The organism is Frigidibacter sp. ROC022, assembly GCF_024723735.1.
Taxonomy (GTDB): Bacteria; Pseudomonadota; Alphaproteobacteria; order Rhodobacterales; family Rhodobacteraceae; genus SLM-1.
This window is the reverse complement of the sequence record NZ_JANQDU010000003.1, coordinates 522,773-548,852: the sequence shown is the minus strand read 5'-3', so window position 1 is coordinate 548,852 and position 26,080 is coordinate 522,773. Positions and strand designations below refer to the sequence as shown.

The 26,080-nt window shown below is 66.9% G+C and carries 25 protein-coding genes; 12 read left to right on the top strand and 13 right to left on the bottom strand.

All coding sequences use genetic code 11. The features are described from left to right. Positions 1-8: 8 nt before the first annotated feature. From NUW50_RS14475 to NUW50_RS14455, 5 genes are all read left to right on the top strand, one after another. Positions 9-1,520: a hydrogenase large subunit gene (locus NUW50_RS14475; protein WP_258289844.1), complete on the top strand. Its 1,512-nt coding sequence runs from the start codon at positions 9-11 to the stop codon at positions 1,518-1,520. A gap of 69 nt (positions 1,521-1,589) precedes the next feature. Further along, positions 1,590-2,063, top strand: coding sequence for an NADH-quinone oxidoreductase subunit B family protein (locus NUW50_RS14470; RefSeq protein ID WP_258289843.1), 474 nt, complete (start codon positions 1,590-1,592; stop codon positions 2,061-2,063). 9 nt (positions 2,064-2,072) lie between these two features. Further along, the gene (locus NUW50_RS14465) at positions 2,073-2,564 is read left to right on the top strand and encodes a hypothetical protein (protein WP_258289842.1); all 492 of its coding nucleotides are present in this window, start codon (positions 2,073-2,075) and stop codon (positions 2,562-2,564) included. A 94-nt stretch (positions 2,565-2,658) separates the two neighbouring features. Further along, a complete protein-coding gene (locus tag NUW50_RS14460) occupies positions 2,659-3,708 on the top strand; it encodes a pyridoxal-phosphate dependent enzyme (RefSeq protein ID WP_258289841.1) in 1,050 nt (349 codons plus the stop codon). Then, positions 3,705-4,862, top strand: a complete 1,158-nt coding sequence (locus tag NUW50_RS14455) for a M24 family metallopeptidase (protein ID WP_258289840.1) — start codon at positions 3,705-3,707, stop codon at positions 4,860-4,862. Before NUW50_RS14460 ends, NUW50_RS14455 begins: the two co-directional genes overlap by 4 nt. Before the next feature lie 10 nt (positions 4,863-4,872). Here the strand turns inward: NUW50_RS14455 and NUW50_RS14450 are convergent, their stop codons facing one another. The 6 genes from NUW50_RS14450 to NUW50_RS14425 are packed head-to-tail and all read right to left on the bottom strand — an operon-like array spanning position 4,873 to position 11,061. Further along, positions 4,873-6,204 (bottom strand): amidase, encoded by a 1,332-nt coding sequence (locus tag NUW50_RS14450; RefSeq protein WP_258289839.1) that lies wholly within the window; start codon positions 6,202-6,204, stop codon positions 4,873-4,875. Between the two features lies 1 nt (position 6,205). Beyond that, positions 6,206-7,594 carry a dipeptidase gene (locus NUW50_RS14445; RefSeq protein WP_258289838.1) on the bottom strand — a complete coding sequence of 463 codons (1,389 nt, stop codon included), beginning with the start codon at positions 7,592-7,594 and terminating at the stop codon, positions 6,206-6,208. Continuing rightward, positions 7,591-8,349 carry an SDR family NAD(P)-dependent oxidoreductase gene (locus NUW50_RS14440; protein WP_258289837.1) on the bottom strand — a complete coding sequence of 253 codons (759 nt, stop codon included), beginning with the start codon at positions 8,347-8,349 and terminating at the stop codon, positions 7,591-7,593. Before NUW50_RS14440 ends, NUW50_RS14445 begins: the two co-directional genes overlap by 4 nt. Further along, positions 8,346-9,377, bottom strand: a complete 1,032-nt coding sequence (locus tag NUW50_RS14435; RefSeq protein ID WP_258289836.1) for a ketopantoate reductase family protein — start codon at positions 9,375-9,377, stop codon at positions 8,346-8,348. Before NUW50_RS14435 ends, NUW50_RS14440 begins: the two co-directional genes overlap by 4 nt. Next, positions 9,374-10,075 (bottom strand): creatininase family protein, encoded by a 702-nt coding sequence (locus tag NUW50_RS14430; RefSeq protein WP_258289835.1) that lies wholly within the window; start codon positions 10,073-10,075, stop codon positions 9,374-9,376. The genes NUW50_RS14435 and NUW50_RS14430 overlap by 4 nt, the downstream gene beginning before the upstream one ends. Continuing rightward, positions 10,072-11,061 (bottom strand): GntR family transcriptional regulator, encoded by a 990-nt coding sequence (locus tag NUW50_RS14425; protein WP_258289834.1) that lies wholly within the window; start codon positions 11,059-11,061, stop codon positions 10,072-10,074. Before NUW50_RS14425 ends, NUW50_RS14430 begins: the two co-directional genes overlap by 4 nt. A 177-nt stretch (positions 11,062-11,238) precedes the next feature. Between NUW50_RS14425 and NUW50_RS14420 the strand changes: the two genes are divergently transcribed. From NUW50_RS14420 to rraA, 7 genes are all read left to right on the top strand, one after another. Next, the gene (locus NUW50_RS14420; protein WP_258289833.1) at positions 11,239-12,816 is read left to right on the top strand and encodes an ABC transporter substrate-binding protein; all 1,578 of its coding nucleotides are present in this window, start codon (positions 11,239-11,241) and stop codon (positions 12,814-12,816) included. Between the two features lie 65 nt (positions 12,817-12,881). Continuing rightward, a complete protein-coding gene (locus NUW50_RS14415) occupies positions 12,882-13,820 on the top strand; it encodes an ABC transporter permease (RefSeq protein WP_258289832.1) in 939 nt (312 codons plus the stop codon). After that, positions 13,817-14,659: an ABC transporter permease gene (locus NUW50_RS14410; RefSeq protein WP_258289831.1), complete on the top strand. Its 843-nt coding sequence runs from the start codon at positions 13,817-13,819 to the stop codon at positions 14,657-14,659. Before NUW50_RS14415 ends, NUW50_RS14410 begins: the two co-directional genes overlap by 4 nt. Further along, complete coding sequence (locus tag NUW50_RS14405) at positions 14,656-15,654, top strand: ABC transporter ATP-binding protein (protein WP_258289830.1); 999 nt, start codon at positions 14,656-14,658, stop codon at positions 15,652-15,654. The genes NUW50_RS14410 and NUW50_RS14405 overlap by 4 nt, the downstream gene beginning before the upstream one ends. Then, the gene (locus NUW50_RS14400; protein ID WP_258289829.1) at positions 15,651-16,658 is read left to right on the top strand and encodes an ABC transporter ATP-binding protein; all 1,008 of its coding nucleotides are present in this window, start codon (positions 15,651-15,653) and stop codon (positions 16,656-16,658) included. The genes NUW50_RS14405 and NUW50_RS14400 overlap by 4 nt, the downstream gene beginning before the upstream one ends. Beyond that, positions 16,655-18,172, top strand: coding sequence for a carboxypeptidase M32 (locus tag NUW50_RS14395; RefSeq protein WP_258289828.1), 1,518 nt, complete (start codon positions 16,655-16,657; stop codon positions 18,170-18,172). The genes NUW50_RS14400 and NUW50_RS14395 overlap by 4 nt, the downstream gene beginning before the upstream one ends. Beyond that, complete coding sequence (rraA, locus tag NUW50_RS14390) at positions 18,169-18,678, top strand: ribonuclease E activity regulator RraA (protein WP_258289827.1); 510 nt, start codon at positions 18,169-18,171, stop codon at positions 18,676-18,678. The genes NUW50_RS14395 and rraA overlap by 4 nt, the downstream gene beginning before the upstream one ends. Before the next feature lie 12 nt (positions 18,679-18,690). Here the strand turns inward: rraA and NUW50_RS14385 are convergent, their stop codons facing one another. The 7 genes from NUW50_RS14385 to NUW50_RS14355 are packed head-to-tail and all read right to left on the bottom strand — an operon-like array spanning position 18,691 to position 26,075. Further along, complete coding sequence (locus NUW50_RS14385) at positions 18,691-19,482, bottom strand: HpcH/HpaI aldolase family protein (RefSeq protein WP_258289826.1); 792 nt, start codon at positions 19,480-19,482, stop codon at positions 18,691-18,693. Then, a complete protein-coding gene (locus tag NUW50_RS14380; RefSeq protein WP_258289825.1) occupies positions 19,479-20,465 on the bottom strand; it encodes an ABC transporter ATP-binding protein in 987 nt (328 codons plus the stop codon). The genes NUW50_RS14385 and NUW50_RS14380 overlap by 4 nt, the downstream gene beginning before the upstream one ends. Then, on the bottom strand, positions 20,462-21,442 hold the full coding sequence (locus NUW50_RS14375) for an ABC transporter ATP-binding protein (protein WP_258289824.1): 981 nt from the start codon (positions 21,440-21,442) through the stop codon (positions 20,462-20,464). Before NUW50_RS14375 ends, NUW50_RS14380 begins: the two co-directional genes overlap by 4 nt. Positions 21,443-21,445: 3 nt before the next feature. Further along, positions 21,446-22,333, bottom strand: coding sequence for an ABC transporter permease subunit (locus NUW50_RS14370; RefSeq protein ID WP_258289823.1), 888 nt, complete (start codon positions 22,331-22,333; stop codon positions 21,446-21,448). Further along, positions 22,333-23,340: an ABC transporter permease subunit gene (locus NUW50_RS14365; protein ID WP_258289822.1), complete on the bottom strand. Its 1,008-nt coding sequence runs from the start codon at positions 23,338-23,340 to the stop codon at positions 22,333-22,335. The genes NUW50_RS14370 and NUW50_RS14365 overlap by 1 nt, the downstream gene beginning before the upstream one ends. Beyond that, positions 23,340-24,428 (bottom strand): M24 family metallopeptidase, encoded by a 1,089-nt coding sequence (locus NUW50_RS14360; RefSeq protein ID WP_258289821.1) that lies wholly within the window; start codon positions 24,426-24,428, stop codon positions 23,340-23,342. Before NUW50_RS14360 ends, NUW50_RS14365 begins: the two co-directional genes overlap by 1 nt. Positions 24,429-24,476: 48 nt before the next feature. Continuing rightward, the gene (locus tag NUW50_RS14355) at positions 24,477-26,075 is read right to left on the bottom strand and encodes an ABC transporter substrate-binding protein (protein WP_258289820.1); all 1,599 of its coding nucleotides are present in this window, start codon (positions 26,073-26,075) and stop codon (positions 24,477-24,479) included. Positions 26,076-26,080 lie beyond the last annotated feature (5 nt).

Below are 26,080 nucleotides of genomic sequence, written 5' to 3'. Positions count from 1 at the left end.
GGGGCAGAATGCCGGACATCCTCGAAATGGTCAGCGTCGGTGCTGAAGAGTTCCGCAGCGGGCCGATGCCCGTCAGCCCCGTTTCGCCGAAGCTCTGGCAGCAGGCAGCGGGGGACCTGGCGCGCGGCCAGCTGACCCTGCTCGGCCTCTGGGCCGATCGCGGCAGCGTCCGCATGGCGTTGTTCAATTCCACCACCGGCAAGGTCGGCGTGCTGCGCACCAACGCGCGGCGCGGGGCCTTTCCCTCGGTGGGCGCCCTGCATGCCCCGGCACAGAGGCTGGAGCGCAGCGTGCAGGACCTCTACGGCCATGTCCCCGAGGGCGCGACCGACGCCCGGCCCTGGCTGGATCACGGAGCGTGGGAGGTCTCCCATCCGCTGGGCAAGGCCGAGAAGGCGGGCGAAACGGCCAGCTACGACTTCCTGCCGGTCGAGGGCGAAAGCCTGCATCAGGTGGCGGTCGGCCCGGTCCATGCCGGGGTGATCGAACCGGGACATTTCCGCTTTACCGTGCAGGGCGAGACCGTGGTCCGGTTGGAACAGCGCTTCGGCTATACCCACAAGGGGACCGACAGCCTGATGACCAACGCCCCCGTCGAACGCGGCGCGAAACTGGCCGGACGCACCTCGGGCGACAGCACCGTCGCCTATGCCTGGGCCTTCGCGCAGGCGGTCGAGGCGGCCCTCGGCGCGACGGTGCCGGTCCGGGCGCTCTGGCTGCGGGCGCTGATGGCCGAACTGGAACGGCTGGCCAACCACCTCGGCGACATCGGGGCGATCTGCAACGACGCCGCCTTCGCGATGATGCTGGCGCAATGCTCGGTGCTGCGCGAACGGGTGCTGCGGGCCTGCGACGGCAGCTTCGGCCACCGGATGATGCGCGACTGCGTGACCCCGGGCGGAGTCGCCCGCGATCTGGACGGCACCGGCAGGCAGATGCTTCTCGACCTCGTCGCGGATATCCGCGGCACCTTCCCGTCGCTGGTCGCGCTCTACGACCAGACCGCATCGCTATTGGACCGCACCACCGGCACCGGCATCGTGACCCCGGCCCTGGCCGCAAGGTTCGGTGCCGGCGGCTTTGTCGGGCGCGCCTCGGGCCGCGATTTCGACGCCCGGCGCGACCTGCCCTATGCGCCCTATGACCAGCTGAGGTTCGAGGTCCCCTGCCACGCCGAGGGCGACGTGAACGCCCGCATCCTGATCCGGATGGCCGAGGTCGAACAGAGCCTGTCGCTGATCACCCAGATCCTGCGCCAGCTGCCCGAAGGCGACCTGCTGGCCGAACTGCCCGTCGCCGGGGAACCGCGCGAAGGTCTGGGACTGGTGGAAGGATTCCGGGGCGACATTCTGATCTTTGTGTCTCTGGATGCAAAAGGCCGATTGGCGAACTGCCACATGCGCGATCCGTCCTGGTTCCAATGGCCACTCCTGGAAGCCGCAATTGAGGGAAATATCATTGCGGACTTCCCACTGTGCAACAAATCGTTTAATTGTTCCTATTCAGGACAGGATCGTTAGGGGGTCGCCATTCGGAATTTCTTGCTGGAAGGGCTGCTGCGACGGCCCCTGACGGAATCGGCACCAAAGGTGGCCGACGAAGACATCGCGCAATTGGGAAAGCTGTTCGAGGACACGCTTTATCGCCACCTGGGCCGCAGCCTGTCGATCCGGATGGTCGACGCAGGGTCCTGCAATGGCTGCGAAATGGAAGTGAATGCGCTTTCCAATCCGTATTACGATCTTGAACGCTTTGGCCTGCACTTTGTCGCCTCGCCGCGCCATGCCGATGTGCTGATGGTCTCGGGGCCCGTGACACGGAACATGGTCGAAGCCCTGAAACGCACCCATGACGCAATGCCCGAGCCGAAATGGGTCGTCGCGATCGGTGACTGCGCCCGCGACGGCGGATGCTTTGCCGGCAGCTATGCCGTCGCTGGTGGTGTCGAGGCGGTTCTGAAGGTCGATCTGCATATTTCCGGTTGCCCGCCGAACCCGATTCAGCTGCTTCAGGGGCTTCAGGCGCTCGTGCATCAATCGGCGATGGACGGCGAAGTGGCATAGAGGCGCCCATTGTTTCGTTTTCTTCGAGCCGGAATAATCATCGGGGGAGTTCAGGCGCTCGGCGTTACGGTATATAACATAGCACTCATTGCACGTTATGGTGGAATCCAATTCACCCCGGCAAGGTTCCTGGACCATGCGGGGACTCACACGATCAGCGCCCCCTTAACTCTTTGCTGCATTGATATTCTCGCCGCTCTTCTGCTGGCCCTGATTCCCAATCGCTGCGTCGAAGAGACCGCCGCCGCATTGCGAGCCGGTTTCCGATTGATGGCGCCCTGCGATCCCGATCGCGCGGCGGCGGCCTTCACGATACTGCTGGCGCTGTCCACCACGGGGTGCATCCTGCTTTCCTTCATGGGCACGCCGCAGCTTCTTCTCGACGCGGGTCGGGCCCTGGGCAATCCGGTGTATGGCGCCATCGCCTGGCCGGCCGGGCTGAGCGTCGCGGTCGCGGGCTTTGCCGCCAATACCCACGCCGCCCTGCTGGCGCGATCCTAGCCGCCGCCCCGGGACAGCCACAGCAGGCGACGGACCTCCCCTTCCCCGCTGCCGAAACATTGACAGCCACCGCGAACCATGCCGCACTCGGGCCATGGAATACCTGTCGAACCCCTGCCGCGGACGCGGCCTGTCCCATCCCGATCTGGCAGAGGTGCCCTGGCCCCTGGCCGATCCTTCGGCGGCAAGGGCACTTTATGCGCAATGCCCGAAGGCTGCCGAGACGCCGCTGACCGGGGCGCCGGGTCTGGCGACCGAGGCCGGGATCGGCACCCTGCTCGTGAAGGATGAGCGGGGCCGGATGGGGCTGGGCAGTTTCAAGGCGCTCGGCGCCGCGCATGTCATCGCCCGCGATGCCGCCGAAGGCCGGGCGCGCGGAAGCACCTATGTCACCGCCAGCGCCGGCAATCACGGCCTGTCGGTCGCAGCCGGGGCCGCGGCCTTTGGCGCCCGCGCCCGTATCTACCTTGCCGAAACCGTGCCCGAGAGCTTTGCCGCCCGGCTGCAGGACGCTGGAGCCGAGGTTCGCCGTGCCGGAGCCAGCTATGAGGACTCGATGCAGGCCGCCCTGCAGGCAGCCCGGACCGAGGGGCTGGAACTGCTCTCGGACAGTTCCTGGCCCGGCTACACCAGCCGCCCTCTCGTGCTGATGGAAGGTTATCTGATCCTCTTCGCCGAACTCGCCGCGCAGATCGGTCCGCCGCCGACCCATGTCGTCGTTCAGGCCGGGGTCGGCGGGCTGGCGGGTGCGGCGGCGGCCTTTATGCGGGCGGTCTGGGGCGACGGACCCCGGATCGTCGTGGTCGAGCCGGCGGCCGCACCGGCATTGCAGGCCTCGATCCGCGCCGCGGGGCCGGTGACCGCCCCCGGCCCGGTCTCGATCATGGGCCGTCTCGACTGCAAGGAGCCTTCGCTGATCGCCCTCAAGGGGCTGGCCCGCGACGCCGACGCCTTCGTGACGATCACCGAGGATGAGGCCGCGCACGGCACCCGCCGCGCCGAAGCCAACGGGCTGGCCTCGACACCATCCGGTGCTGCCGGGATCGCGGCCTTGCTGGCCGCCGGGCCGGAAGAACGGGCGGCGCTGGAACTCGACGCCCGGTCCCGGGTGCTGGCGATCCTGACCGAAGCGCCGACCCCGTGACCGGGCGCGGTTTCCCGGAGGCGGACTATCGCAGCCGGACCGCCAGGGCACAGGGCGCGATGCAGGCGGCGGGACTCGATGCGCTGCTGCTGACCACCGCCGCCGATATCCAATACCTCAGCGGCTTCCTGACCCGGTTCTGGGAAAGCCCGACCCGACCCTGGTACCTAGTCCTGCCCGCCTCTGGTCTGCCGGTCGCGGTCATCCCGCGTATCGGGGCGGCGCTAATGCGGCAGAGCTGGCTTCGCGACATCCGGACCTGGAACGCGCCCGACCCCGAGGATGACGGGGTTTCGCTGCTGGCCGATACACTGGCCGAGCTGGTGCCGGGTGGCGGGGCCATCGGGGTTCCCGGCGGGCCGGAAACCCGGCTGCATATGCCCTTGCGGGATTGGCAAAGGCTGCGCGAGCGTCTGCCCCGGCACAGGTTCATCGGCGGCGGCGGGGTGATGCGCCGGCTGCGGATGATCAAGTCCGCAGCGGAAATCGCCAGGATCGCAGCGGCCTGCTCCGTGGCCGACCGCACCTTTGCCCGGCTGCCCGAAATCGCCCGGCCCGGGGCTCCGCTGTCCGATGTGTTCCGCCGCTTCCAGATGCTCTGCCTCGACGAGGGCGCGGACTGGGTGCCCTATCTGGCCGGGGCCGCGGGGCCGGACGGCTATGCCGACGTGATCTCCCCCGCGACCGAGAGGCCGCTGGCGGCAGGTGACGTGCTGATGCTCGACACCGGGCTGGTCCGGGAGGGCTATTTCTGCGACTTCAACCGCAATGTCTCGCTCGGCCCTGCCGGACCCGCGCTGCGCGGCGCCCATGCCCGGCTGATCGAGGCCACGGCGGCCGGGTTCGACCGCGCCCGACCGGGCGCCACCGCAGCCGATCTCTTCACCGCGATGGACAGGGTGCTGACCGGCGGCCGCAGCATCAAGCAGGCCGGCCGTCTGGGCCACGGGCTGGGCCTGCAACTGACCGAACCGCCCTCGCTGCTCCCTTCGGACCGCACCCCGCTGGAACCGGGCATGGTCCTGACCCTGGAGCCGGTGATCGACCTCGGCGCCGGGCGCATCCTGGTGCATGAGGAAGACATCGTGATCCGCGAGACCGGCGCCGAATGGCTCTCGTCCCCCTATGCCGCCGCGATGCCGGAACTGGCCTGACCGCCGCGGCCTAGCCGGCCTTTGCGCCCATGTCCCTGCCCAGTTCCGCCTCGATTGCCGCCGCCGCCGACAGCAGCCGGGCATCGCCGCCCAGCCGACCGGTCAGCTGCATACCGACCGGCAGACCATCGGCCATGCCGCAAGGCAGGCTCAACGAGGGATGCCCGGTCAGATTGGCAAAGCCGCTGGCCAGCATTTCGCTGTCCTCGCCATCGGCGATCTCCGGGTCTTCCTCGGGCGCCACGAAGGGGACCGAAGGCGAGATCATCACATCGACCGTCTCAAAAGCGGCCTCGACCCTGTCGCGCAGTTCGTCCTGAAACCGCCGCGCAGCCACACAGGCGGTCGCGGGCACCTCCCGGCCGGCCAGGATCTGGGCGCGGGTCTTGGGGGCATAGCCATCGGGGTTCAGGGCGATCAGCTCTTCGTGGATCACCGAAGCCTCGGGCAGCAGGATCGTCACCAGAGTCTCGTTGGCCCGGTCCAGCCCCTCGACGTCGATCTCGTCCACCCGCGCCCCCGCGCCGCGCAGTTGCGCGACCACCTGCGAGAACCGTTCGGTCACGGGGCGGCCGATTTCGGTGCCCGAGACATGGCGGCGCAGCACCCCGATCCGCAGATCGGACAGCCGCAGGGAGGCCAGCCGCATCGGCCTGTCCGCCAGGCATTCCAGCGCAATGGCCGCGTCGGCCACGCTCCGCACCAGCGGCCCGGCATGGTCGAGAGACCAGGATAGCGGAAACACCCCGTCCAGCGGTACCAGCCCAAAGCTGGGCTTCACCCCGACCACCCCGCAATAGGCCGCAGGGATACGGATCGAACCGCCGGTGTCGGTGCCGATCCCCAGAGCCGCGATCCCCGAAGCCACCGCCGCCGCCGAACCGCCGCTGGAACCGCCCGCCGTCCGGGTCGGATCATGCGGGTTGTTGGTCTGGCCGATCTCGGGATGCGCGATCCCATAGGCGTATTCCAGCAGGTTCGTCTTGCCCAGGATCACCGCGCCAGCCGCCCGCAGCCGGGCGACGAGCTCGGCGTCTCGGGGGGCAACCTGCGGCGGCCTGACCTTGGAGCCATAGCCCGTCGGCACGCCCTCGACCTCGATCAGGTCCTTGATCACCACCGGAATGCCGTGCAGCGGTCCAAGGTCGCGCCCCGCGCGCAGTTCGGCATCGCGCCGCGCCGCCTCGGCCCGTGCCGCCTCGGCCATCGGCAGGGCAAAGGCGTTCAGCGACGGCTCCAGCGCCTCGATCCGCGCCAGCGCTTCTTCGACCGCTTCCGAGGGCGTCAGCGACCCATCGCGATAACGCGCACCCAGATCGGCGATCCCCGGAAACGGTCCCATCTCAGCCCCCCCCGGCCGCGGAAGCGCCCAACCGTTCGAGTATCCGCGCCCAGGCAATCTGCCCGGTGCGGAAGCTGGACAGGCGGAAGAACTCGTTCGGGGCGTGATAGTCCTCATCCGATGTCGAGAAGGAGAAGAACACGATGCTGGCGCCGAGATGTTTCGCGAACACGTCGCCGATCGGAATCGTCGCGCCCATCGCCACCCGCAGCGGATGCGCGCCCAGCAATTCCCCGAGAATCTCCTCGGCCAGCTTCAGCGCCGGCAATTCGGGGTCGAGCGCGAAGGCCGAACTGCCAGGTCCGTGGCGCGTCACCTTCAGCCTGAAGCCCGTGGGCAGAACGCTTTCCAGCTGCCGGGTGATGGCATCGGCCACCTTGGCCGGGTCCTGTCCCGCGACCAGCCGGCAGGTGATCTTGGCCGAGGCACTCGACGGGATCACCGTCTTGGTGCCCGCGCCCTGATAACCGCCGGAGATGCCGTTGAACTCCAGCGTCGGGATCAGCCATTGCCGGGTCAGGAACTCCTCGCCGCCGGGCAGCGGATCGGGCCGCTCGGCGCCGATGCTGTCGAAATAGGCCCCGACATCGAAACCGACGCTCCGGATCGCCTCGCGGATCGCCGGATCGGCAGGCAAGGCGCTGTCGGCGAAACCCGGCACGGTCACGTTGCCCGCCTCGTCGTGCAGCGAGGCCAGCATATGCACCAGCGCCCGGATCGGGTTCGGCCCGGTGCCGCCATGGCGGCCCGAATGCAGATCCTTGCCGGCACCTTCGACGAAGACTTCCAGGGCGGTCATGCCGCGGCTGGCCACCGTCATCGACGGCAGGTCGGCGCGCCACATCGCGCCATCGGCCGACAGCACGAAATCGCAGGCCAGCCGGTCCTTCAGCCGCTCGACGGTCTGATCCAGATGCGGGCTGCCGGATTCCTCCTCGCCCTCGACGATCACCTTCAGGTTCACCGGCAGGCGGCCGCGGGTCGCATCGAACGCCCGCGCCACCAGCAGCGGGATCAGCAGCGGCCCCTTGTCGTCGGACACGCCACGCGCATAGAGCCGGTCCTCCCGGATCTCCGGTTCAAACGGCGCCGAGCGCCATTTGTCCAGCGGATCGGGCGGCTGCACGTCATAGTGGCCATAGACCAGAACCGTCGGCGCGCCGGGGCTGTCGCACCATTCGGCCAGCACTACGGGGTGGCCGCCGGTCGGGATGACCTCGACCGTCGGAAACCCGGCCTCGCGCAGCCGGTCGGCGACAAAGGCCGAGGCGTCCCTGATCCCCTCGGCAAAGGCCGGGTCGGTCGAGACGCTGGGAATCCGGCAGAAGGCCTTCAGCGTTTCCAGCGACTCGGCTTCATGGGCGGCAAGCCAGTCCTCGACTTCGCTCATTTGCCACCGTCCACGCCCAGCGTCTCGCCGGTGACCCAGCCCGCGTAATCCGAGGCGAAGAACAGCACCGCATGGGCGATGTCATCCGGGCTGCCCAGCCTGCGCATCGCGATGTTGGACAGAAGCCGCTTCTGCCCCTCTTCGCCCATGGCCGCGAACTGCTTCTCGGTCGTCGGGTTCGACAGCACGAAGCCCGGCGCGACATTGTTCACGGTGATCCCGAACTGCCCCAGCTCATGCGCCAGTTGCCGGGTCAGGCCGATCTGCCCGGCCTTGGCGCTGGCATAGGCCTGGATGCCGGTCAGGCTGACCCCGCGGCCGGCGCCGCTGGAGATCATCACCACCCGGCCCTTGCCGGCGGCCTTCATCCCCGGCGCCACCGCCTGGGTCATGAAGAACGCCCCGGACAGGTTGACGTCGAAGATGGTCTGCCAGTCCTCGGCACTGATCTCCTCGATCGGGCGCCCGACCTGACCGCGCACGCCACCGGCATTGTTCACCAGAACGTCTATGGCGCCGCCCTTGGCCTCGATCCCCTTCACAACGGCCTGCACCGCGTCGCGGTCGCCCACGTCGCAGAGCGCGCTTTCGCATTTGCCGGGCGCGGTGGCGACCGTCTCGGCCAGTCCCTCGGCATTCACGTCCAGCGCATGGACCTCGGCCCCGCGTGCCGAAAACGCATGCGCGATGGCGCGGCCAAAGCCATGTGCGGCGCCGGTCACGATGACCCGCTTCCCCTCAAAACCGATATTCATGACATGACTCCTGCCAGTTCCGTCAGATTGTCGCGCGAAAGCGGCCGCTTGCCGCTTTCGATTTCCTCGATCATCTCGATCAGCCGTTCGGTCAGCGGCGCCGGAACGCCGCGCTTTCGGCCGGTCTCGACGATCGGTCCCAGTTGCGGCCGGGCCTCGGTCTTGCGCTTGCGCACCGCCAGGTCGCGCCAGATGCCGGAATGCGACTTGGCCGAGGTGCGGTTGTGCGCCACCATGTCGGCAAAGCTCTTGTCGATCGCCGCCTGAGAGGCGCCGGGCCGGAACGCCGCCGGATCGAAACCGTTGAAAGCCTCGGTCCGCACGCCTTCGGCCTCGGCGATCCGCCCCACTTCCTGCGCCAGCGCCGTCTGCACCGGGCGCGTCTCGGTATCTTCGAGCACATCGGCAATGCTGTCATTGGTCAGGGCAGTGGCAAACAGCATCGCCCCGTAGACCAGCTTGCCCCAGAGATAGCCCCAGATGTTCGAGGTGAGCACCGCCTTGTCGTCGAACTCGCGCATCAGCGCGTGCAGCGCCCGGATCCGGTCGGTTTCCACGCCGTCCAGTTCGCCCACGACCACGGCGCCCCGACCGGAATAGGTCACGACGCCCGGCTCCAGATAATCGGCGCCGAAGTTGACGAAACAGCCGATGGTGCGCTTCTCGCCCACCACCCCGGCAATCTCGATCTCGTTCAACCCGTTCTGGGCCGAGACGACATAGCCGTCCTCGGCCAGATGCGGCGCCAGCGCCTTTGCGGCATCGACGGTGTGCAGGGCCTTCACGCACAGGAAGATGCGGCGATACCTGCCCTTCAGATCGGCGGGCAGAAAGGCCGGGGCCCGGGCGGTCGTCTCGAGGACCGGCCCGACGATCTTCAGCCCGTCGCGGTTGATCGCCGCGACGTGTTCCGGGACATTGTCCACGAAGATGACCTCGTGCCCCTTGCTCTGCCAGACCGCGCCCAGCGAGCCGCCGATGGCCCCGGCGCCCCAGATGACGATCGGGTCGGATTCCGTGTCGCTCATTTCCAGGCCTCGTCCATCAGGGCGCGGGTCTCGGCCACGGCGATATCCCAGATCGCCTGCATCTCTTCGTCCGGCCGCTGATAGTAGCCGCCGAAATTGCCGTCACCCAGATAGTCGCGCACCTCTTTCGGATTCATCGCCCGCATCCGGTCGGTGTCGATCATCGGCTTCTGCTGCGTCGGCATGTCGACCCCGTCGAGACGGGTCCAGGCGAAGTTCTCCATCCAGCTGGCATGCGAGGCGACCTTGTCGATCTCCTGCACCTTCGCGAAGGTCTTGGGCGAATTCCACCAGTTGTGGAATTTCACCGAGCAGTCCGGATTGTCGGCCATCCACTCGATCGCCAGCGCCCCGGCGGGCGCGTTGCCGCCATGGCCGTTGACGATCAGGATCCGGCGGAAGCCCTGGCCACGCAGCGAATCCAGGATGTCGCGCACCAGACGCACATAGGTGTCCACCCGCAGGCTGACGCTGCCCGGATAGCCCAGGAAATACGGCGTCAGACCATAGGGAACCACCGGGAACACCGGTACTCCCAGAGGCTCGGCGGCATCCAGCGCCACCTTCTCGGACAGGATCGAATCCACCGACAGGGACAGCCCGGCGTGCTGTTCCGTGCTGCCCAGCGGCAGGACGGCCAGATCGCTGTGCTCGAGCCAGGCCTCGACCTGGCTCCAGTTCATGTCGGATACTCTCATGATGCTTCCTTTCTGCCACGGCCTTCGGGCATGGCTTCTTGCGTGAGAAGGGGGATGACCCGCGCGTTGATGTCGCCGGGGTCGGGAACATGGCGGTATTCGATCCTGACCGCCTCGGGCGGCGCCGATTTGGCGGCCTCCTCGGCCCCGGTCGAGAGAATCACCACGTCGCAATCGGCCAGCGCCTCCGGCATCGACGGATCGTCGGCGGCGTGGGTCGTGACATATTGCAGATGCGCGGCAAAGCGGCGCACCCCGAGGCTGAGGATCGGAAGGAAATCGGCGAACCGCGACACCACGCCGACCCGCGCATCCGGGTCGATCGAGGCCAGCGCCATCCGGGTCGCCTCGGACGGGATGAAATGCAGCGACAGGACCTTGGCCTCGGGCAGCAGCCTGCGGGCCTCATCCTCGAGATAAGAGAAGGTCAGCACCAGGTCGCCGGCCCGAAGTCCGGCACGCAGTTCCGGGGCCGACTTCAGTTCCGTCATCGTGGTGGCATCCACGGTGGCAAGCCGGCCGACCTGCCGTTCGATGCATCGGGCATAGCTGGCCGTCGCATCGTCGAACCGGCCCAGCATTATGATTCGCTTGCGATCCCCCGACGCGACATGATTGGCGATCCGGCCGTTGACCAGCGTCAGGAACTGCGACGGCGTGCAGCCCAGCTTCAGCGCAAGGTCGAAGACGGCGTCGATTTCGCGCTGCAATCTCGGTTTCTCGGCATGGCTGCCGATTCGGGCCAGGGCGCTGTCGGCAACGAATGTGCCCGAGCCTGACCGCGCCTCGATCAGCCCCTCGGCCTTCAGCGCGGTATAGACCTTGCTCACCGTGACCGGCGCCACTCCGACCTGCTGGGCCAGCTCGCGCACCGACGGCAGCGGATCGCCCACGGCCTTGTCGCCAAAGGAAATGTCGTTCTCGATGGCGCCCTTCAATTGCTGGCGGATCGAGATGTCCGAACTGCGGTCTATCCTGATTTTCATTCTGAGCCTCGAAAAATCGTGCTACACTAGTGATACGATTCGACAGAAATTCGCGGATTGTGACTTACTTTAGGGCGCGCTTGCCCGAAAATCCAGCGAAGTGTATTGTTGACACAATACGACAACCGTGGAACGTTTTAAGTCCACATCACACTGTTCCAACATGGAGATGCTGAAATGAAGATAGTCGCCGCTGCCGCGCTGTCTGTAACCGCGTTGCTGGGGGGCCTTAGCGCCGTTTCGGCCCAGGAACGCGGTGGTGTCATGACATATGGCCGCTACACGGACAGCCTGTTCCTCGACCCGGTCCTGAACGACGCGAACGTCGATATCTGGGTCATGACGAACTTCTACGAAACCCTGATCATGTCGAGCCCGGACGGCATGACGCTGAAGCCGGGCCTGGCCACCGAATGGAGCGTCAACGAGGCCGGCGACGAGGTCACGCTGAAACTGCGCGAAGGGGTCAAGTTCTCGGACGGCACCCCGATGACCACCGAGGACGTGATCTGGTCGCTGAACCGGGCAAAGAACCCGGACAACGGCATCTGGAACTTCATCCTCGCTTCGGTCGATACCGTGACCGCCCCCGATGCGGGCACCATCGTCATCAAACTGAAATACCCCGATCCGACGATCCTGGCCGCGCTCAGCGTGTTCAACACGGCGATCATGCCCAAGGCCGCCTTCGAAGCGATGCCGGGCGAAACCGACGCCGAGAAGGCGCAGGAATTCGGCAAGCACCCGATCGGAACCGGCCCCTTCGTGCTGACCAGCTGGGACCGCGGGTCGAGCATGAAGATGACCCGGAACGAGTACTACTGGGCCAAGGGCGCCGACGGAAAGCCGCTGCCCTATCTCGACGGGCTGAACTTCGAGGTGATCCCGGACGACGCCACCCGGATCCTGAAACTGCAATCGGGTGACATCGACGGGGCCGAGTTCATTCCCTTCGCCCGCGTGGGAGAGCTGAAGGCCGACCCCAACATCAAGATGGAACTGTTCCCCGGCACCCGCGTCTGGGACATCATCATGAACGTCCGCCCCGAGATCAACGGCAAGCCCAATCCGCTGGCCGACGAGAAGGTGCGCCAGGCGATGAACTACGCCGCCAACAAGGAGGCGCTGGTGCAGGTCGTCACCTATGGCGTCGGCACCCCGCTGACCTCGTTCATGGCGTCCTCCACCCCGATGCACTCGGGTGACAAGCCGCTGTTCCCCTACGATCTCGAGAAGGCCAAGGCCCTGATGGCCGAATCCGGCTATCCCGACGGCTTCAAGATCTCGATCCTGACCATCGCCGGGAACCAGGACGATCTGGGCATCACCACCGCCCTGCAGCAGATGTGGAAGGCGATCGGCATCGATCTGGAAATCCGCCAGGTGGACAACGCCTCCCGGACCGAACAGTACCGGGCCGGCACCTTCGAGATGCGGACCGGCGGCTGGACCAACGACATCTCCGACCCCAGCCAGATCACCTCGTATTTCGCCTACAGCCCGACCATCGACGCGCTGCATTCCGGCTGGAAGAACGCCGAGGTCGACAAGCTGTTCGAGGAATCGCAGAAAGAGATGGACCCGGTGAAGCGGGCGGAGCAGTTTGCCCGTATCCAGGAGATCTTCAATGCGACCGGGCCGACCATTCCCCTGTATGAGACGCCCTACCCGGTGGCGTTGAGCCAGAAGGTGAACGGGTTCTACCAGATCCCGCTCGGCAACAACATCTTCACCGAGACCTGGCTCGACCAGTAAAACCAAGGCGCGGAGGGGGAAACCCCTCCGCTGCCACCCAAGACCTCAGCCGAAAGACTCCCCCCTTGCAATTGGCCAGCTATATCGCACGCCGCCTGCTGCAACTGATCCCGACAGTCCTGTTCATCCTGATCGTGGTCTTTGCGCTGGTGCGCCTTCTGCCCGGTGATCCGGCCAGCGCCATCCTTGGCGACCGGGCCGTCGATGCCGATGTCGAACGGATCAACCGCGAACTCGGACTCGACCGTCCGCTTGTGGTCCAGTTCGGTGTCTTCGTGAAATCGGTGGCCACCGGAGATCTCGGCGATTCCATTCATCTCAAGCTGCCGGTCACCACGCTGATCGCGGATCGCCTGCCCGTCACCATCATGCTGACGGTCATGGCGGCGCTGATCGCGGTGGTCATGGCGGTGCCGCTGGCCTTCGTCGCCGCCCTGCGGCGCGGCACCGCCGCCGACAGCACGGTGCGCGGGGCCTTCCAGGTGGGGCTTTCGATGCCGGTCTTCTACCTCGGCCTGATCCTGCTCACCGTCTTCGGCGCCAAGCTGCGCTGGTTCCCGGTCGGCGGCTATGGCGAGGGCTTCGTGGACAACCTCTATCACCTGTTCCTGCCGGCTGTGACACTGGCCTTCAGCCTCTCGGCGATCCTGATGCGCAACCTGCGCAGCGCGATCATCGGGGTGATCGACGCCGAATACGTGCAATTCGCCCGTTCCAAGGGCCTCGCCCCGAAACTGGTGCTGTTCCGGCATGTGCTGCGCAATGCGCTGATCTCGACCGTGGCGCTGTTCGGCCTGTCGATCGGCACCCTGCTCAGCGGCGCGGTCATCACCGAGACGGTCTTTGCCATCCCCGGCGCCGGCCGGCTGATGGTCGACAGCATCTATGGCCGCGACTACCCGGTGGTGCAGGGCCTGACCATAGCGCTGGCGGTGCTGGTGTCGGTGACCTTCCTCTTGACCGACCTCGTGCAGGTCTGGCTGGACCCGAGAGTGTCGCGATGACCGATCTGGCACCCCCTTCCGAGCGTCCCCGGCGCCTCGCCCTGCCGCGCCCGCTGATCCTGGGCGGCACGATCCTGCTGCTCAGCATCGCCGTGGCAACCTTCCCGACGGTCTTCGCCCCCTACGAACCGGATGCCTTCGACTACAACGCCCTGCTGCAAGGGCCGTCGATGGCGCATCCGATGGGCACCGACAACTTCGGCCGCGACGTGCTGAGCCGGGTGATCCACGCCTATACGATCGACATGCAGATCGCGATCTTCGCCACGATCTTCCCGTTCTTCTTCGGCACCATCATCGGCGCCCTCGTCGGCTATGCCGGCGGCATCGCCGAGACCCTGTTCGGGCGCGTGGTGGATGCCGTCATCACCTTCCCCTTCCTGGTCCTGGTGATCGCCATCGTCTCGGTCCTCGGGCCCGGGCTGGTGAACATGTACATCGCCATCGGCGTCGTCGGCTGGGTGTTCTACGCCCGGATCACCGCCGCCGAGATCAAGGTCCAGAAACGCCTCGACTATGCCGATGCCGGCCGCGCCATGGGCTATACCCATATGCGGATCATCTTCCGCCACCTGCTGCCCAATGCCATCACCCCGGCGGTCGTCTACTGGATGACCGACATGGCGCTGGCGATCCTGCTGGGCTCCAGCCTCGGCTATCTCGGCCTGGGCGCACAGCCGCCCGCCGCCGAATGGGGGGTGCAGATCGCCGACGGAAAGAACTTCATGGCCACCGCCTGGTGGATTTCCGTCTTCCCCGGCGTGGCCATCGTGCTCACCGGGCTCGGCTTCAGCCTGACCGGCGACGGGCTGGCGGAACTGCTGAGGACCAAACGATGAGCGGCCCCAAGACGACCGAACCGGTGCTGGACGTCCGCAACCTCACCGCCACCTTCGGCGATGGCGAGTTGACCGCCGTCAACGATGTCTCCTTCACCGTCGGCTCGGGCGAGGTCCTGGGCCTGGTCGGGGAAAGCGGCTCGGGCAAGAGCGTCACCCTGCGCTCGATCATCCGCCTGGTGCCGGCCTCGGGCGACGTCTCGGGCGAGGTCCGCTGGCAGGGGCAGAACATCCTTGCGATGCGGGATGCCGAGTTGCGCGGGGTCCGTGGCGGCCAGATCTCGATGATCTTCCAGGAGCCGATGTCGGCACTGAACCCGGTGCTGCCGGTCTTCACCCAGATCGAGGAGAACCTGAAGGCGCATACCGATCTCGACGGAAACGGGCGCCGGGCCCGGGCCCGCGAGCTGATGGACATGGTCGGCATCCCCGACGCGGCGCGGCGGCTCAAGGAGTTTCCGCACCAGTTCTCGGGCGGGATGCGGCAGCGGGTGATGATCGCCATCGCCCTGGCCAGCAACCCCCGGCTGCTGCTGGCCGACGAACCGACCACCGCGCTCGACGTCACCATTCAGGACCAGATCCTGAAGCTGATCCTCGACCTCCGCGACGAACTGTCGATGAGCGTCGTGCTGGTCACCCATGATCTCGGCGTCGTCGCCGCGACCTGCGACCGGATGGCGGTCATGTATGCCGGACGGATCGTCGAGACCGGCACCGTCTCGGAAGTCTTCGCGCAGCCCAATCATGCCTATACCCGTGGCCTGCTGGGATCGGTGCCCCATGCCGGCACCGAACGTTCAAGACTGCTCTCGATCGACGGCACCCCGCCGCCGCTGGACAGGATCCCTCCCGGCTGCGCCTTCAACCCGCGCTGCGAATTCGCCACCGATGCCTGCCGCGCCACCGTGCCGCCGCTGCAGGACCTCTCGCCCGGCCGCAGCGTCGCCTGTTTCAACCGCGACTCGGTCGTCGCTGCAGGATCCCCGGTATGACCCAAGATGTGCTCATCACCGCCGAGGACATCGGCAAGCATTTCCCCCTGCCGCAAGGCGTGGTCAGCCGGCTGTCGGGTCGCCCTGCCCCGGCGGTTCATGCGCTGAACGGCGTCAGCTTCCAGCTCCGGCGCGGCGAAACGCTGGGCGTCGTCGGGGAATCCGGCTGCGGCAAGTCCACCCTGGCACGCTGCCTGGTCCGGCTGCACGAATGCGACGAGGGCCGGATTCTGTTCGAGGATCAGGACATCTCGGCGCTCTCCGGCACTGCCCGCCGGGCCTTCAACCGCCGGGTCCAGATGATCTTTCAGGACCCCTTCGGATCGCTCAATCCGCGCATGAAGGTGCGCAGCATCCTGAGCGAGGCGCTCTCGGTCCACAAGATGCGCCCCGCAGCGGACATCCCGGCCCGGATCGCCGAGCTTCTGGACCTGGTGCGGCTGAACCCGGATGCCGCGGACCGCTACCCGCACGAATTCTCGGGCGGCCAGCGCCAGCGCATCGGCATCGCCCGCGCCCTGGCGGTCGAGCCAGAGGTGCTGGTCGCCGACGAACTGGTCTCGGCGCTGGATGTCTCGGTGCAGGCGCAGGTTGTGAACCTGCTGCTCGACCTTCAGGACAAGCTGCATCTGACCGTGGTCTTCGTCGCGCATGACCTGCGGCTGGTGCGCCACATCTCGCACCGGGTCGCGGTGATGTACCTTGGCAAGGTGGTCGAGATCGGCCCGACCGAGGACCTGTTCTCGGCCCCGCGCCATCCCTATACCAAGGCCCTGCTCGATGCCGCGCCCGAGCTGGACCCCACCCGCCGCAGCCGCACCGTCGCGGCACGCGGCGAGCTGCCCAGCCCGATCAACCTGCCGCAGGGCTGCCTTTTCCACACCCGCTGCCCGCACGCCCTTGACAGATGCCGGACCGAGCGCCCGGCCCTCACCCCGCGCAGTCCCGACCACGAGGCTGCCTGCCACCTGACCGAATTCGGCAACCCGGAGACCACGACTTGAGCTATTCCGACTTCCAGACCCAGATCGCCCGCATCAACGACATCATCTGCACGGTGAACCTGCTTGCCTGGGATTCCCGCACCATGATGCCGCCGGGTGGCGTCGATGCGCGCGGGCACCAGGTGACGACCCTGACCGATCTGGCCCGCGGCCTGGCCACCGGCGACGAGATGCGCCGCGCCATGGACGGGGCGCGCAAGGAACTGGAAGGCGTGGCAAAGGACGACATCCGGCACCGGGCGCTGGCCCAGGCCGAGCAGGAGATCGGCACCCTGTCGCGGATTCCGGCGCGGATCATCTCGGAAATGGCGGGGCTCAAGACCCGCGCCCATTCCGCCTGGGTCGCGGCCCGGGCCGAGAACGACTTTACCGGCTATGCCCCCCTGCTCGAACGCATGATGGAGATGCAGCGCGAGATTTCGGCGGCCATCGGCGGCGGCGCCCATCCCTATGATCCGCTGGTCGGGGTCTTCGAACCGGGCATGACCCTTGCCGAGCTGCGCGGGATCTACGACCAGTTGAAGACGGCGCTCGTGCCCCTGATCGAACGCGCGACCAGCGGCCCGCAGCCGCGGATCGACTTCCTGACCCAGCCGTTCCCGATCCCGGCGCAGAAGAAATTCGGCCTGATGATCGCCGAACGCATGGGCTATGACCTGAGCCGCGGCCGGCTCGACGATACCGTGCATCCGTTCGAGATTTCCTTCACCCGCGGCGACGTGCGCATCACCAGCCGCTTCCGCGAGACCTGGGCCCCGGGCGGCATCTTCGCGCTCTGGCACGAGGCCGGCCATGCGATGTACGAACAGGGCGTGTCTCCGGACTTCACCCGCAGCATCTTCACCACCGATCTGGTGAACCTCTACGCGGTCGGCGGCGCAAGCTTTGCCATGCATGAATCGCAATCGCGGCTGTGGGAGAACCGGGTCGGCCGCTCGCGCCGGTTCTGGGATCTGCATTTCGGCGAGTTCCGCGACCACTTCCCCGAGCAACTCGCCGATGCGACGGCCGAGGATGTCTGGCGCGCGGTCAACCGGGTCAATCCGGGCTTCATCCGCGTCGAAGCCGACGAGCTGACCTATGACATGCACATCATCCTGCGCTCCGAGATCGAGGCGGCGCTGATGGCGGGCGATCTGCCGGTGGCCGATCTGCCCGGCGTCTGGAACAAGATGATGCGCGACTATCTGGGGCTGGAAGTGCCGAACGACACGCTGGGCGTGCTGCAGGACGTGCACTGGTCGCACGGCTATGTCGGCTCTTTCCCGACCTATACGCTGGGCAACATCATGTCGTCGCAATTCTTCGCCAAGGCGCAGCAGGTGCCGGAAGTCGCGGCCGGGCTGGATTCGGGCAATTACGCGCCGCTGCATGGCTGGCTGACCGAGAACATCTATCGCCACGGCCGCGCGTCGATGCCGAAGGAAACCCTGCAACGGGTGACCGGCGGCGGGCTGGATCCGGCACCCTACATCGCCGACCTGACCGCCAAGGTCGAGGCGCTGGTGCAATGACCGACACAGCGATCTGCACCGCCGATCTCTATGATGTCCATCACGAGCGGGTTCAGGTCTGCGACCTGCAGTTCCGCTGCTTCGGGCAGATCGAGAGCTTCTACGGCCCCTGCCAGACCGTCGCCACCTTCGAGGATCACCGCCCGGTCCTGCGGGCGCTGGAGACCGAAGGCCGGGGCCGGGTGCTGGTCGTGGACGGGCGCGGTTCGCTCCGGGTCGGGCTGATGGGCGACCGGCTGGCGGCGATCGGGGTGCAGAACGGCTGGCGCGGGGTCATCATCAACGGCGCGATCCGCGACAGCGCCGGGATCGACCCGCTGGCGCTCGGGGTCCGGGCGCTCGGCACCACGGCGCGGCGCAGCGATACCCCGTTCGAGGCCAGCGAGGGAGAGCCGGTCAGTTTCGGCGGCGCCACATTCTCTGCCGGGGACTGGGTCTATGCCGACCGCGATTGCGTGATCGTCTCGGCCGAAGCCCTGTCCCTGACCGAGACGCCGCCCGAGTGACCCCCTGCCCGTTCAGCCGGCCCCGCCCAGGGCCTGCCGCCAGACCGTCGCGCGGTCTTCCAGCGTCGCCGCCAGCAGCCGGGAATCCAGCCCGGCGAGGGTGAAATCGACCTTGATGCCGGGAATGCGTGTCAGGGCCTCGGGCGCGGCGACGCCGGCCATGCCGAAGAACTTGCCGGCCGCCTTGGTGGCGCGGCCGATCCGGGCGATGGCCGCGTGCATCGGCGGCGCATCGACCTGCCCCATCACGCCCAGGTCGATCGACAGATCGACGCAGCCGATCAGCACCCCGTCCAGCCCGGGAACGGCGGCGATCTCTTCGATCGCGTCGATCCCTGCGCCGGATTCGATCATGATGATCGCCAGGGTGGATCGGTTCGCCGCCTGCATCAGCTCCGGCGACGGGCGCTGCGGATAGCCAAGCTGCGGCGAGGCACCGCCCCAGGAGCGGTCGCCCCCGGGCGCATATTTGCACAGCTCGACCAGCTCGCGCGCCTCCTCGGCGGTCTCGACATGCGGCCGGATGATCCCGCAGGCCCCGCTGTCGAGCAGCCGCGCCACGTCGAACAGCGCGTGTTTCGGAATCCGCGCCACCGGCGCGATGTCCTGTGCCCGCATCATGTTCGAAATGATCGCGACGTCTTCCGGCCCGATCAGCGTGTGCTCGAGATCGATGAAGGCCCAGTCGAACCCCGCCTTCGCCGCCAGCATGGCCACCTGCGCCCCGGCCGGCAGGGTGGTTCCGATGCCGATCGCCGTCGCGCCGGCCTCCATTTTCCGGATCATCGGGTTGGCTGTCTTCATGCGGGCTGGCCTTCGGCGGTTTCGTCCTGTTCGAGCGGATAGAAGCAGCTGGCCCGGTGTGCCGCGCCCTCCAGTTCGGGCCGTGCGGCCCGGCAGCGGTCCTGCGCTTTCCAGCAGCGCGGCGCGAAGGCGCAGCCCTGCGGCACGTCGAGCGGCGAAGGCAGCTCTCCGACCAGCTTGATCCGGTTGCGATGCTTGCGCGGGTCGGCACTGGGCGTCGCCGACAGAAGCGCCTTGGTATAGGGGTGGCGCGGCGCCGCGAAGACCTGCTCCTTGGGGCCGAACTCGACCGGCCGCCCCAGATACATCACCAGCACCTCGTCGGCGATATGGCGCACCACGGACAGGTCGTGCGAGACGAAGAGATAGGCCAGCTGAAGCCTTTCCTGCAGGTCGGCCAGCAGGTTCAGGATCTGGCTCTGGATCGACAGGTCCAGTGCCGAGACCGGCTCGTCCAGCACCAGCAGCTTCGGCTCCAGCACCAGGGCGCGGGCGACGGCGATGCGCTGCCGCTGGCCGCCCGAGAACATGTGCGGATAGCGGTCGGCATGTTCCGGGCGCAGCCCGACCAGCGCCATGACCTCACGCACCTTCGCCTCGCGGTCCGCGGCGGACAGGTTGGGCCGGTTGATGATCAGCGGCTCGGCCAGGATCTTCGACACCTTGTGGCGCAGGTTCAGCGAGCCATAGGGGTCCTGAAACACGATCTGCACCCGGTCGCGCAGCGTCGCCCAGTTCTCGCGGCCGGCCCCGATCCCGTCGATGGTCAGACGCCCCGAGGTCGGTTCTTCGATCATCGTGACCATGCGGGCCAGGGTCGATTTGCCCGAGCCGGACTCGCCCACCACCGCCAGGGTGCGCCCCGCCGCGATCGAGAACGACAGTTCCGAAACGGCGTGCAGCGGCTGCTTGGCCCGGAACAGGCCGCCCCCGACATGATAGGTCTGGGTCAGATCGACGGCTTCGACGATTGGGGTGCTCATGTCTCGCTCTCCGCCATCGCCGCCTCGAGCGGATAGTGGCAACGCGCCAGGCCGAGCTGCGCCGACTGGACCGGCGGCATCGTCGAGCGGCAGCGGTCATCGGCCAGGGCGCAGCGCGGCGAGAAGAGGCAGCCCGTCGGCCGGTCGAACTGGCCCGGCACCACGCCGGGAATGGTCGGCAGCCGCCGCCCCGTGGCACGTTCCGGCAGCGCCGCCAGAAGCGCCGCGGTATAGGGATGATGCGGATGCTCGAACAGGCCCTCGACCGGCTGATCCTCGACCTTCTGGCCGGCATATTGCACCGCGACCCGGCGCGCCGTCTCGGCCACCACGCCCATGTCATGGGTGATCAGCACCAGCGCCATGCCGGTATCGGTCTGAAGCTGCGCCAGCAGATCGAGTATCTGCGCCTGAATGGTCACGTCCAGCGCGGTCGTCGGCTCGTCCGCGATCAGCAGGCGCGGGTTGCAGGCAATCGCCATCGCGATCATCACCCGCTGGTTCATCCCGCCCGACATCAGGTGCGGAAAGGCCGAAAGCCGTTTCTCGGGTGACGGGATGCCGACCAGGTCAAGCAGTTCCACCGCCCGCCGGTGCCTCCCGCGCCGGTCCAGATCGGTGTGCTGGCGCAGGGTCTCCTTGATCTGGAAGCCGACCGTGAAACAGGGGTTCAGCGAGGACATCGGCTCCTGGAAGATCATCGCCATGTCCTTGCCGATCACCCGGCGCCGGGCCGGCGCAGAGAGCGTCCGCAGGTCGCGGCCGTCAAAGGACAGTTCGTCGGCGGTGATCGTCGCGGTCCAGGGCAGCAGCCCCATCACCGCCAGCATCGACACCGATTTGCCCGACCCGGATTCCCCGACGATGGCCAGAACCTCGCCTTCCGAGACATCCAGATCGACCCCGTCCACGGCCCGGAAGGCCCCGGCGGCGGTGGCGAATTCCACGGTGAGATTGCGCAGCGTCAGTAGCGCCATGGCTCAGCTCCGCTTCAGGCGCGGGTCAAGCGCGTCGCGCAGCCCGTCGCCCATCAGGTTGATCGCCAGGACCGTGATCAGGATCGCCAGGCCGGGGAAGGTGACGACCCACCAGGCGCGCAGGATGAACTCGCGCGCCTCGGCCAGCATCGTGCCCCATTCCGGCGTCGGCGGCTGCGCCCCCATGCCCAGAAAGCCCAGGGCGGCGGCATCGAGAATGGCGTTCGAGAAGGCCAGCGCCGATTGCACGATCAGCGGCGCCAGGCAGTTCGGCAGCACGGTGACGAACATCAGCCGGATCAGCCCCGCCCCCGCGACCCGGGCCGAGGTGACATAGTCCTTGGGCAGTTCGTTCATCACCGCCGCCCGGGTCAGCCGGACGTAATGCGGTTGCAGGACCAGGGCGATGGCGATCATCGCGTTGATCAGCGACGGCCCCAGGATCGCCACCAGCACCAGCGCCAGCAGCAGCGAGGGGAAGGCCAGGATGATATCCATGATCCGCATGATCACCGTATCGAGCCAGCGCGGCGCGAAACCGGCGATCAGCCCGATCAGGATGCCGCCGCTGGCCGCGATCCCGACCACGATGAAACCGATGAAGAACGAGAACCGCGCCCCGTGGATCAGCCGCGAAAGGATGTCGCGGCCCAGCGGATCGGTGCCCAGCAGATGCGACCAGTCTCCGCCGCTGACCCAGCCCGGCGGCAGCAGGGTCTTGTCGCGCATCTGCAATGCCGGGTCATAGGGCGCGATCAGCGGCGCCAGCACCGCGATGGCCAGCAGCGTCACCACGACCCAGAAGCCGATGACGGCGCCCCGGTTCTCGCTGAAATAGCGCCAGAACTCGGCCAGCGGAGAGGGACGGACGGGAGCAGCGGTATCGGTCATCAGCGCTTCCGGATCTTGGGGTTGATGAAACCATAGAGAAGATCGACCACCAGGTTCACCACCATGACCATCAGGGCGATCATCAGCAGCCCGCCCTGCACCACCGGGTAATCGCGGCGGAAGATCGAATCGACCATCCACTTGCCGATGCCCGGCCAGGAGAAGATCGTCTCGGTCAGGATCGCCCCGCCCAGCAGGGTGCCGACCGACAGGCCGATCACCGTCACCACCGGGATCATCCCGTTGCGCAGCGCATGCACGCCGTTGATCCGCCAGGGCGACAGGCCCTTGGCGCGGGCGGTGCGGATGTAATCCTCCGACAGCACCTCGAGCATCGACGAGCGGGTCTGCCGGGCGATCACCGCCAGCGGGATCGTGCCCAGCACGATGGTCGGCAGGATCAGATGCTGCACGGCCGAGCCGAAGGCACCGGACTGCCCCGAGAGCAGCGAGTCGATCAGCATGAAGCCGGTGACGGCGGGGAAGTAGTACAGCAGGTCGATCCGGCCCGAGACCGGCGTCCAGTTCAGATTGCCCGAGAAGACGATGATCAGCAGCAGCGCCCACCAGAAGATCGGCATCGAATAGCCCACCAGCGCCGAGGACATCAGCGCCCGGTCGAACAGCCGGCCCCGGTAGACGGCGGCGATCACGCCGGCCGGGATCCCCATCAGCACGGCAAAGATCATCGCGCAGATCGACAGTTCCAGCGTCGCCGGGAACAGCGCGAAGAACTCGGTCGAGACCGGCTTGCGGGTCACCAGGCTCAGCCCGAGATCACCATGCAGAACGCCCCAGAGGTAATCCCAGTACTGCACCGGCAGCGACTGGTCGAAACCGAACTGGTGCATCAGCTCGGCATAGCGTTCGGCCGACAGCCCGCGCTCGCCCGCCATGACGACGATCGGATCGCCCGGCAGCACCCGGATGAAGGCGAAGGTCACCAGCGTCACCCCGAAGAAGGTCGGGATGAAGGTCGCCAGCCGGAAGAGGATCAGGCGCAGCATCAGAGGACGGTCAGCGTCTTGGGAAACGCGGTCAGCACCCGGCAGCCGGTCTCGGTGATCAGCACGTCATCCTCGATCCGGACCCCGAAACTGCCGATGTGGTACAGCCCCGGCTCGTCCGTAAAGACCATGCCCGGCTCCAGAACCTGATGGTTGCCGCGCATGATATAGGGGGTCTCGTGCACCGCCCGGCCCAGCCCGTGGCCGGTCTTGGTGCGAATCCGGTCGGCAAAGGGCGACGCTTCCAGAACCCCGATCACCGCATCGTCGATCTCATGCGCGGTGGCGCCCGGCCGGGCCAGTTCGATGCCCTTCTCATTGGCGGCCAGCACCGTGGCATAGACCTCGCGCGCCTCGTCCGAGGCATGGCCGACAAAGACCGTCCGGGTGATGTCGGCGCAGAACCCGCCCCATTGGGCGCCGAAGTCGAACAGCAGCGCGTCGCCGGGCCGGATCGCGTAATCGTCGCGGGCCGAGGCATGCGGCCGGGCCGAATTCTCTCCGGCCGCGACGATCGGTCCGAAGGCCTGCTCTTCCGCCCCGTTGGCGTAGAGCGCCTGGACCAGCATCCGCTCGACCTCCTTTTCCGTCAGGCCGACCCGGACCTTCTCGAAGACCTCGGCCAGCGCGGCTTCGGAAATCCGGATCGCTTCCGACATCGCCGCGATCTCTGCCTCGGTCTTGCGGGCGCGCAGCAGCGAAATCTCGCGTTCCGCGTCGATGATCTCGATCCCGGGCCAGGCGGCAGCAAGGGCGTGATGGATGAAGACCCGCATCACCTGCCCCTCGACGCCGATCCGGCGCAGCGTCATGTGGCGGGCCAGCGCCTCGAAAGCGCCGGAATAGCCGGTCTGGTCCATCCAGTCGAAGGTCTCGCCATCGAAGTTCACGAGGTCCCAGGAGCGCAGCTCCAGATTGGGCACCACCGCGGCAGGCGGCCCCTCGACCGGAACCACGACCACCAGCGGCCGTTCGTTGACGTGGAAATTCTTGCCCAGCATCCGCGCGAAATTCGGCCCCGGAACCAGGGCGACCGCGTCCAGCCCAAGTTGCCGCGCGACCTCGCGGTATTCGGTATAGCGATCCATTGCGGACTCCGGAAAGTTTGGCGGGGCCCGAAGGCCCCGCCGGCATCGTCACTCGGACAGGCTGACTTCGGTGAAGATATGCCCGCCCAGCGGGTGCACCTTGTAGCCCTGAACCTCCTTGCGGACCGGCATGTAGACCACCGAATGCGCGATCGTGGCAAAGGGCGCCTGCTCCTTCATGATGACCTGGGCCTCTTCATAGAGCTTGGTCCGCTCGGCCTGGTCGGTTTCCAGCTTGGCCTTCTGGATCAGGTCCTCGAAGGGCTGGTAGCACCACTGCGCCCGGTTCGAGTTGCCGACCGCGTCACAACCGGCCAGCACCGCCAGGAAGTTGTCCGGGTCGCCGTTGTCGCCGGTCCAGCCCAGCAGCACCGCGCCGTCGCGATCCAACTCGCGCGAGCGCGACAGGTATTCGCCCCATTCGTAGGAGACGATCTCGACATTGACGCCGATCTTGGCGAAATCTTCCTGGATCAGCTCGGCCATGCGGCGGGCGTTCGGGTTGTAGGGCCGCTGCACCGGCATCGCCCAGATCTTCATCGACAGATCGCTGACCCCGGCTTCCTCCAGCATCTTCTTGGCGGCTTCCGGATCATAGGGGTCATCCACGACAGCGTCGTTGTAGGACCACATCGTCGGCGGGATCAGGTTCTTGGCGACCTGGCCCGACCCCTGGAACACCACGTCGATGATCGCCTGCTTGTCCATCGCCATGTTCAGCGCCTTGCGGACCTTCGGATTGTCGAAGGGCGCGACGGTGGTGTTATAGGCCATGTAGCCGACGTTCAGCCCTTCCTGCTGAAGCAGGTTGATGTCGGGATCGGCCTTCATCGCCTCGACATCGGCCGGGTTCGGATAGGGCATCACCTGGCATTCGTTCGCCTTCAGCTTCTGATAGCGGACCGAGGCGTCGGTGGTGATCGCGAAGATCAGGTTGTCGAGCTTCGGCAGCCCTTCCTGCCAGTAATCCTGGTTCTTGGTGTAACGGATCACCGCGTCCTTCTGATAGGCCACGAACTTGAACGGGCCGGTGCCGATCGGCGCCTGGTTGAGCATCTCGGGCGTGCCGGCGGCCAGCATCGCGTCGGCGTATTCCTTGGACACGATCGAGGCGAAATCCATCGCCAGATCGGCGACGAAGGCGGCGTCGGGCCGGTTCAGCACGAACTTCACAGTCATGTCGTCGATCTTGTCGATCGACTTGATCAGGTCGGGCATCGACATCGATTCGAAATATTCCCAGGTCGCTCCGTTCAGCGAGTGATAGGGATTGTCGGCCTTCAGCTGACGCTCGAAGGTGAAGACCACGTCGTCGGCGTTGAAGTCGCGCGTCGGCGTGAAGATGTCGCTGGAATGGAACTTGACCCCCGGGCGCAGGTGGAAGGTGTATTCCAGCCCGTCGTCGCTTGCCTCCCAGCTTTCGGCAAGCCCGGGCACCGTCTCGGTGGTGCCGGTCTTGAACATCGCCAGCTGGTCATAGACCGGCTGCGACGAGGCGTCGAAGGTGGTGCCGGCGGTGAACAGGCCGGGGTCGAACCCTTCCGGCGAGCCTTCCGAGCAATAGACGAGCGTGCCGTCGGCGCTGGCAGCGCCCGCGGACAATGCCGCAACCGCGCAACCGGCGAAGAAAATGGATCGGATAGTCATTTCGT

Coding starts and splice junctions, on each gene's coding strand:
- NUW50_RS14450 (WP_258289839.1), bottom strand. CDS start 6,204: ATGGGACCGTTTCCGGGGATCGCCGATCTGGGTGCGCGTTATCGCGAT.
- NUW50_RS14355 (WP_258289820.1), bottom strand. CDS start 26,075: ATGACTATCCGATCCATTTTCTTCGCCGGTTGCGCGGTTGCGGCATTG.
- NUW50_RS14460 (WP_258289841.1), top strand. CDS start 2,659: ATGGAATACCTGTCGAACCCCTGCCGCGGACGCGGCCTGTCCCATCCC.
- NUW50_RS14430 (WP_258289835.1), bottom strand. CDS start 10,075: ATGAGAGTATCCGACATGAACTGGAGCCAGGTCGAGGCCTGGCTCGAG.
- NUW50_RS14410 (WP_258289831.1), top strand. CDS start 13,817: ATGACCGATCTGGCACCCCCTTCCGAGCGTCCCCGGCGCCTCGCCCTG.
- NUW50_RS14445 (WP_258289838.1), bottom strand. CDS start 7,594: ATGAGCGAAGTCGAGGACTGGCTTGCCGCCCATGAAGCCGAGTCGCTG.
- NUW50_RS14475 (WP_258289844.1), top strand. CDS start 9: ATGCCGGACATCCTCGAAATGGTCAGCGTCGGTGCTGAAGAGTTCCGC.
- NUW50_RS14435 (WP_258289836.1), bottom strand. CDS start 9,377: ATGAGCGACACGGAATCCGACCCGATCGTCATCTGGGGCGCCGGGGCC.
- NUW50_RS14425 (WP_258289834.1), bottom strand. CDS start 11,061: ATGAAAATCAGGATAGACCGCAGTTCGGACATCTCGATCCGCCAGCAA.
- rraA (WP_258289827.1), top strand. CDS start 18,169: ATGACCGACACAGCGATCTGCACCGCCGATCTCTATGATGTCCATCAC.
- NUW50_RS14400 (WP_258289829.1), top strand. CDS start 15,651: ATGACCCAAGATGTGCTCATCACCGCCGAGGACATCGGCAAGCATTTC.
- NUW50_RS14440 (WP_258289837.1), bottom strand. CDS start 8,349: ATGAATATCGGTTTTGAGGGGAAGCGGGTCATCGTGACCGGCGCCGCA.
- NUW50_RS14420 (WP_258289833.1), top strand. CDS start 11,239: ATGAAGATAGTCGCCGCTGCCGCGCTGTCTGTAACCGCGTTGCTGGGG.
- NUW50_RS14405 (WP_258289830.1), top strand. CDS start 14,656: ATGAGCGGCCCCAAGACGACCGAACCGGTGCTGGACGTCCGCAACCTC.
- NUW50_RS14380 (WP_258289825.1), bottom strand. CDS start 20,465: ATGAGCACCCCAATCGTCGAAGCCGTCGATCTGACCCAGACCTATCAT.
- NUW50_RS14385 (WP_258289826.1), bottom strand. CDS start 19,482: ATGAAGACAGCCAACCCGATGATCCGGAAAATGGAGGCCGGCGCGACG.
- NUW50_RS14375 (WP_258289824.1), bottom strand. CDS start 21,442: ATGGCGCTACTGACGCTGCGCAATCTCACCGTGGAATTCGCCACCGCC.
- NUW50_RS14360 (WP_258289821.1), bottom strand. CDS start 24,428: ATGGATCGCTATACCGAATACCGCGAGGTCGCGCGGCAACTTGGGCTG.
- NUW50_RS14365 (WP_258289822.1), bottom strand. CDS start 23,340: ATGCTGCGCCTGATCCTCTTCCGGCTGGCGACCTTCATCCCGACCTTC.
- NUW50_RS14370 (WP_258289823.1), bottom strand. CDS start 22,333: ATGACCGATACCGCTGCTCCCGTCCGTCCCTCTCCGCTGGCCGAGTTC.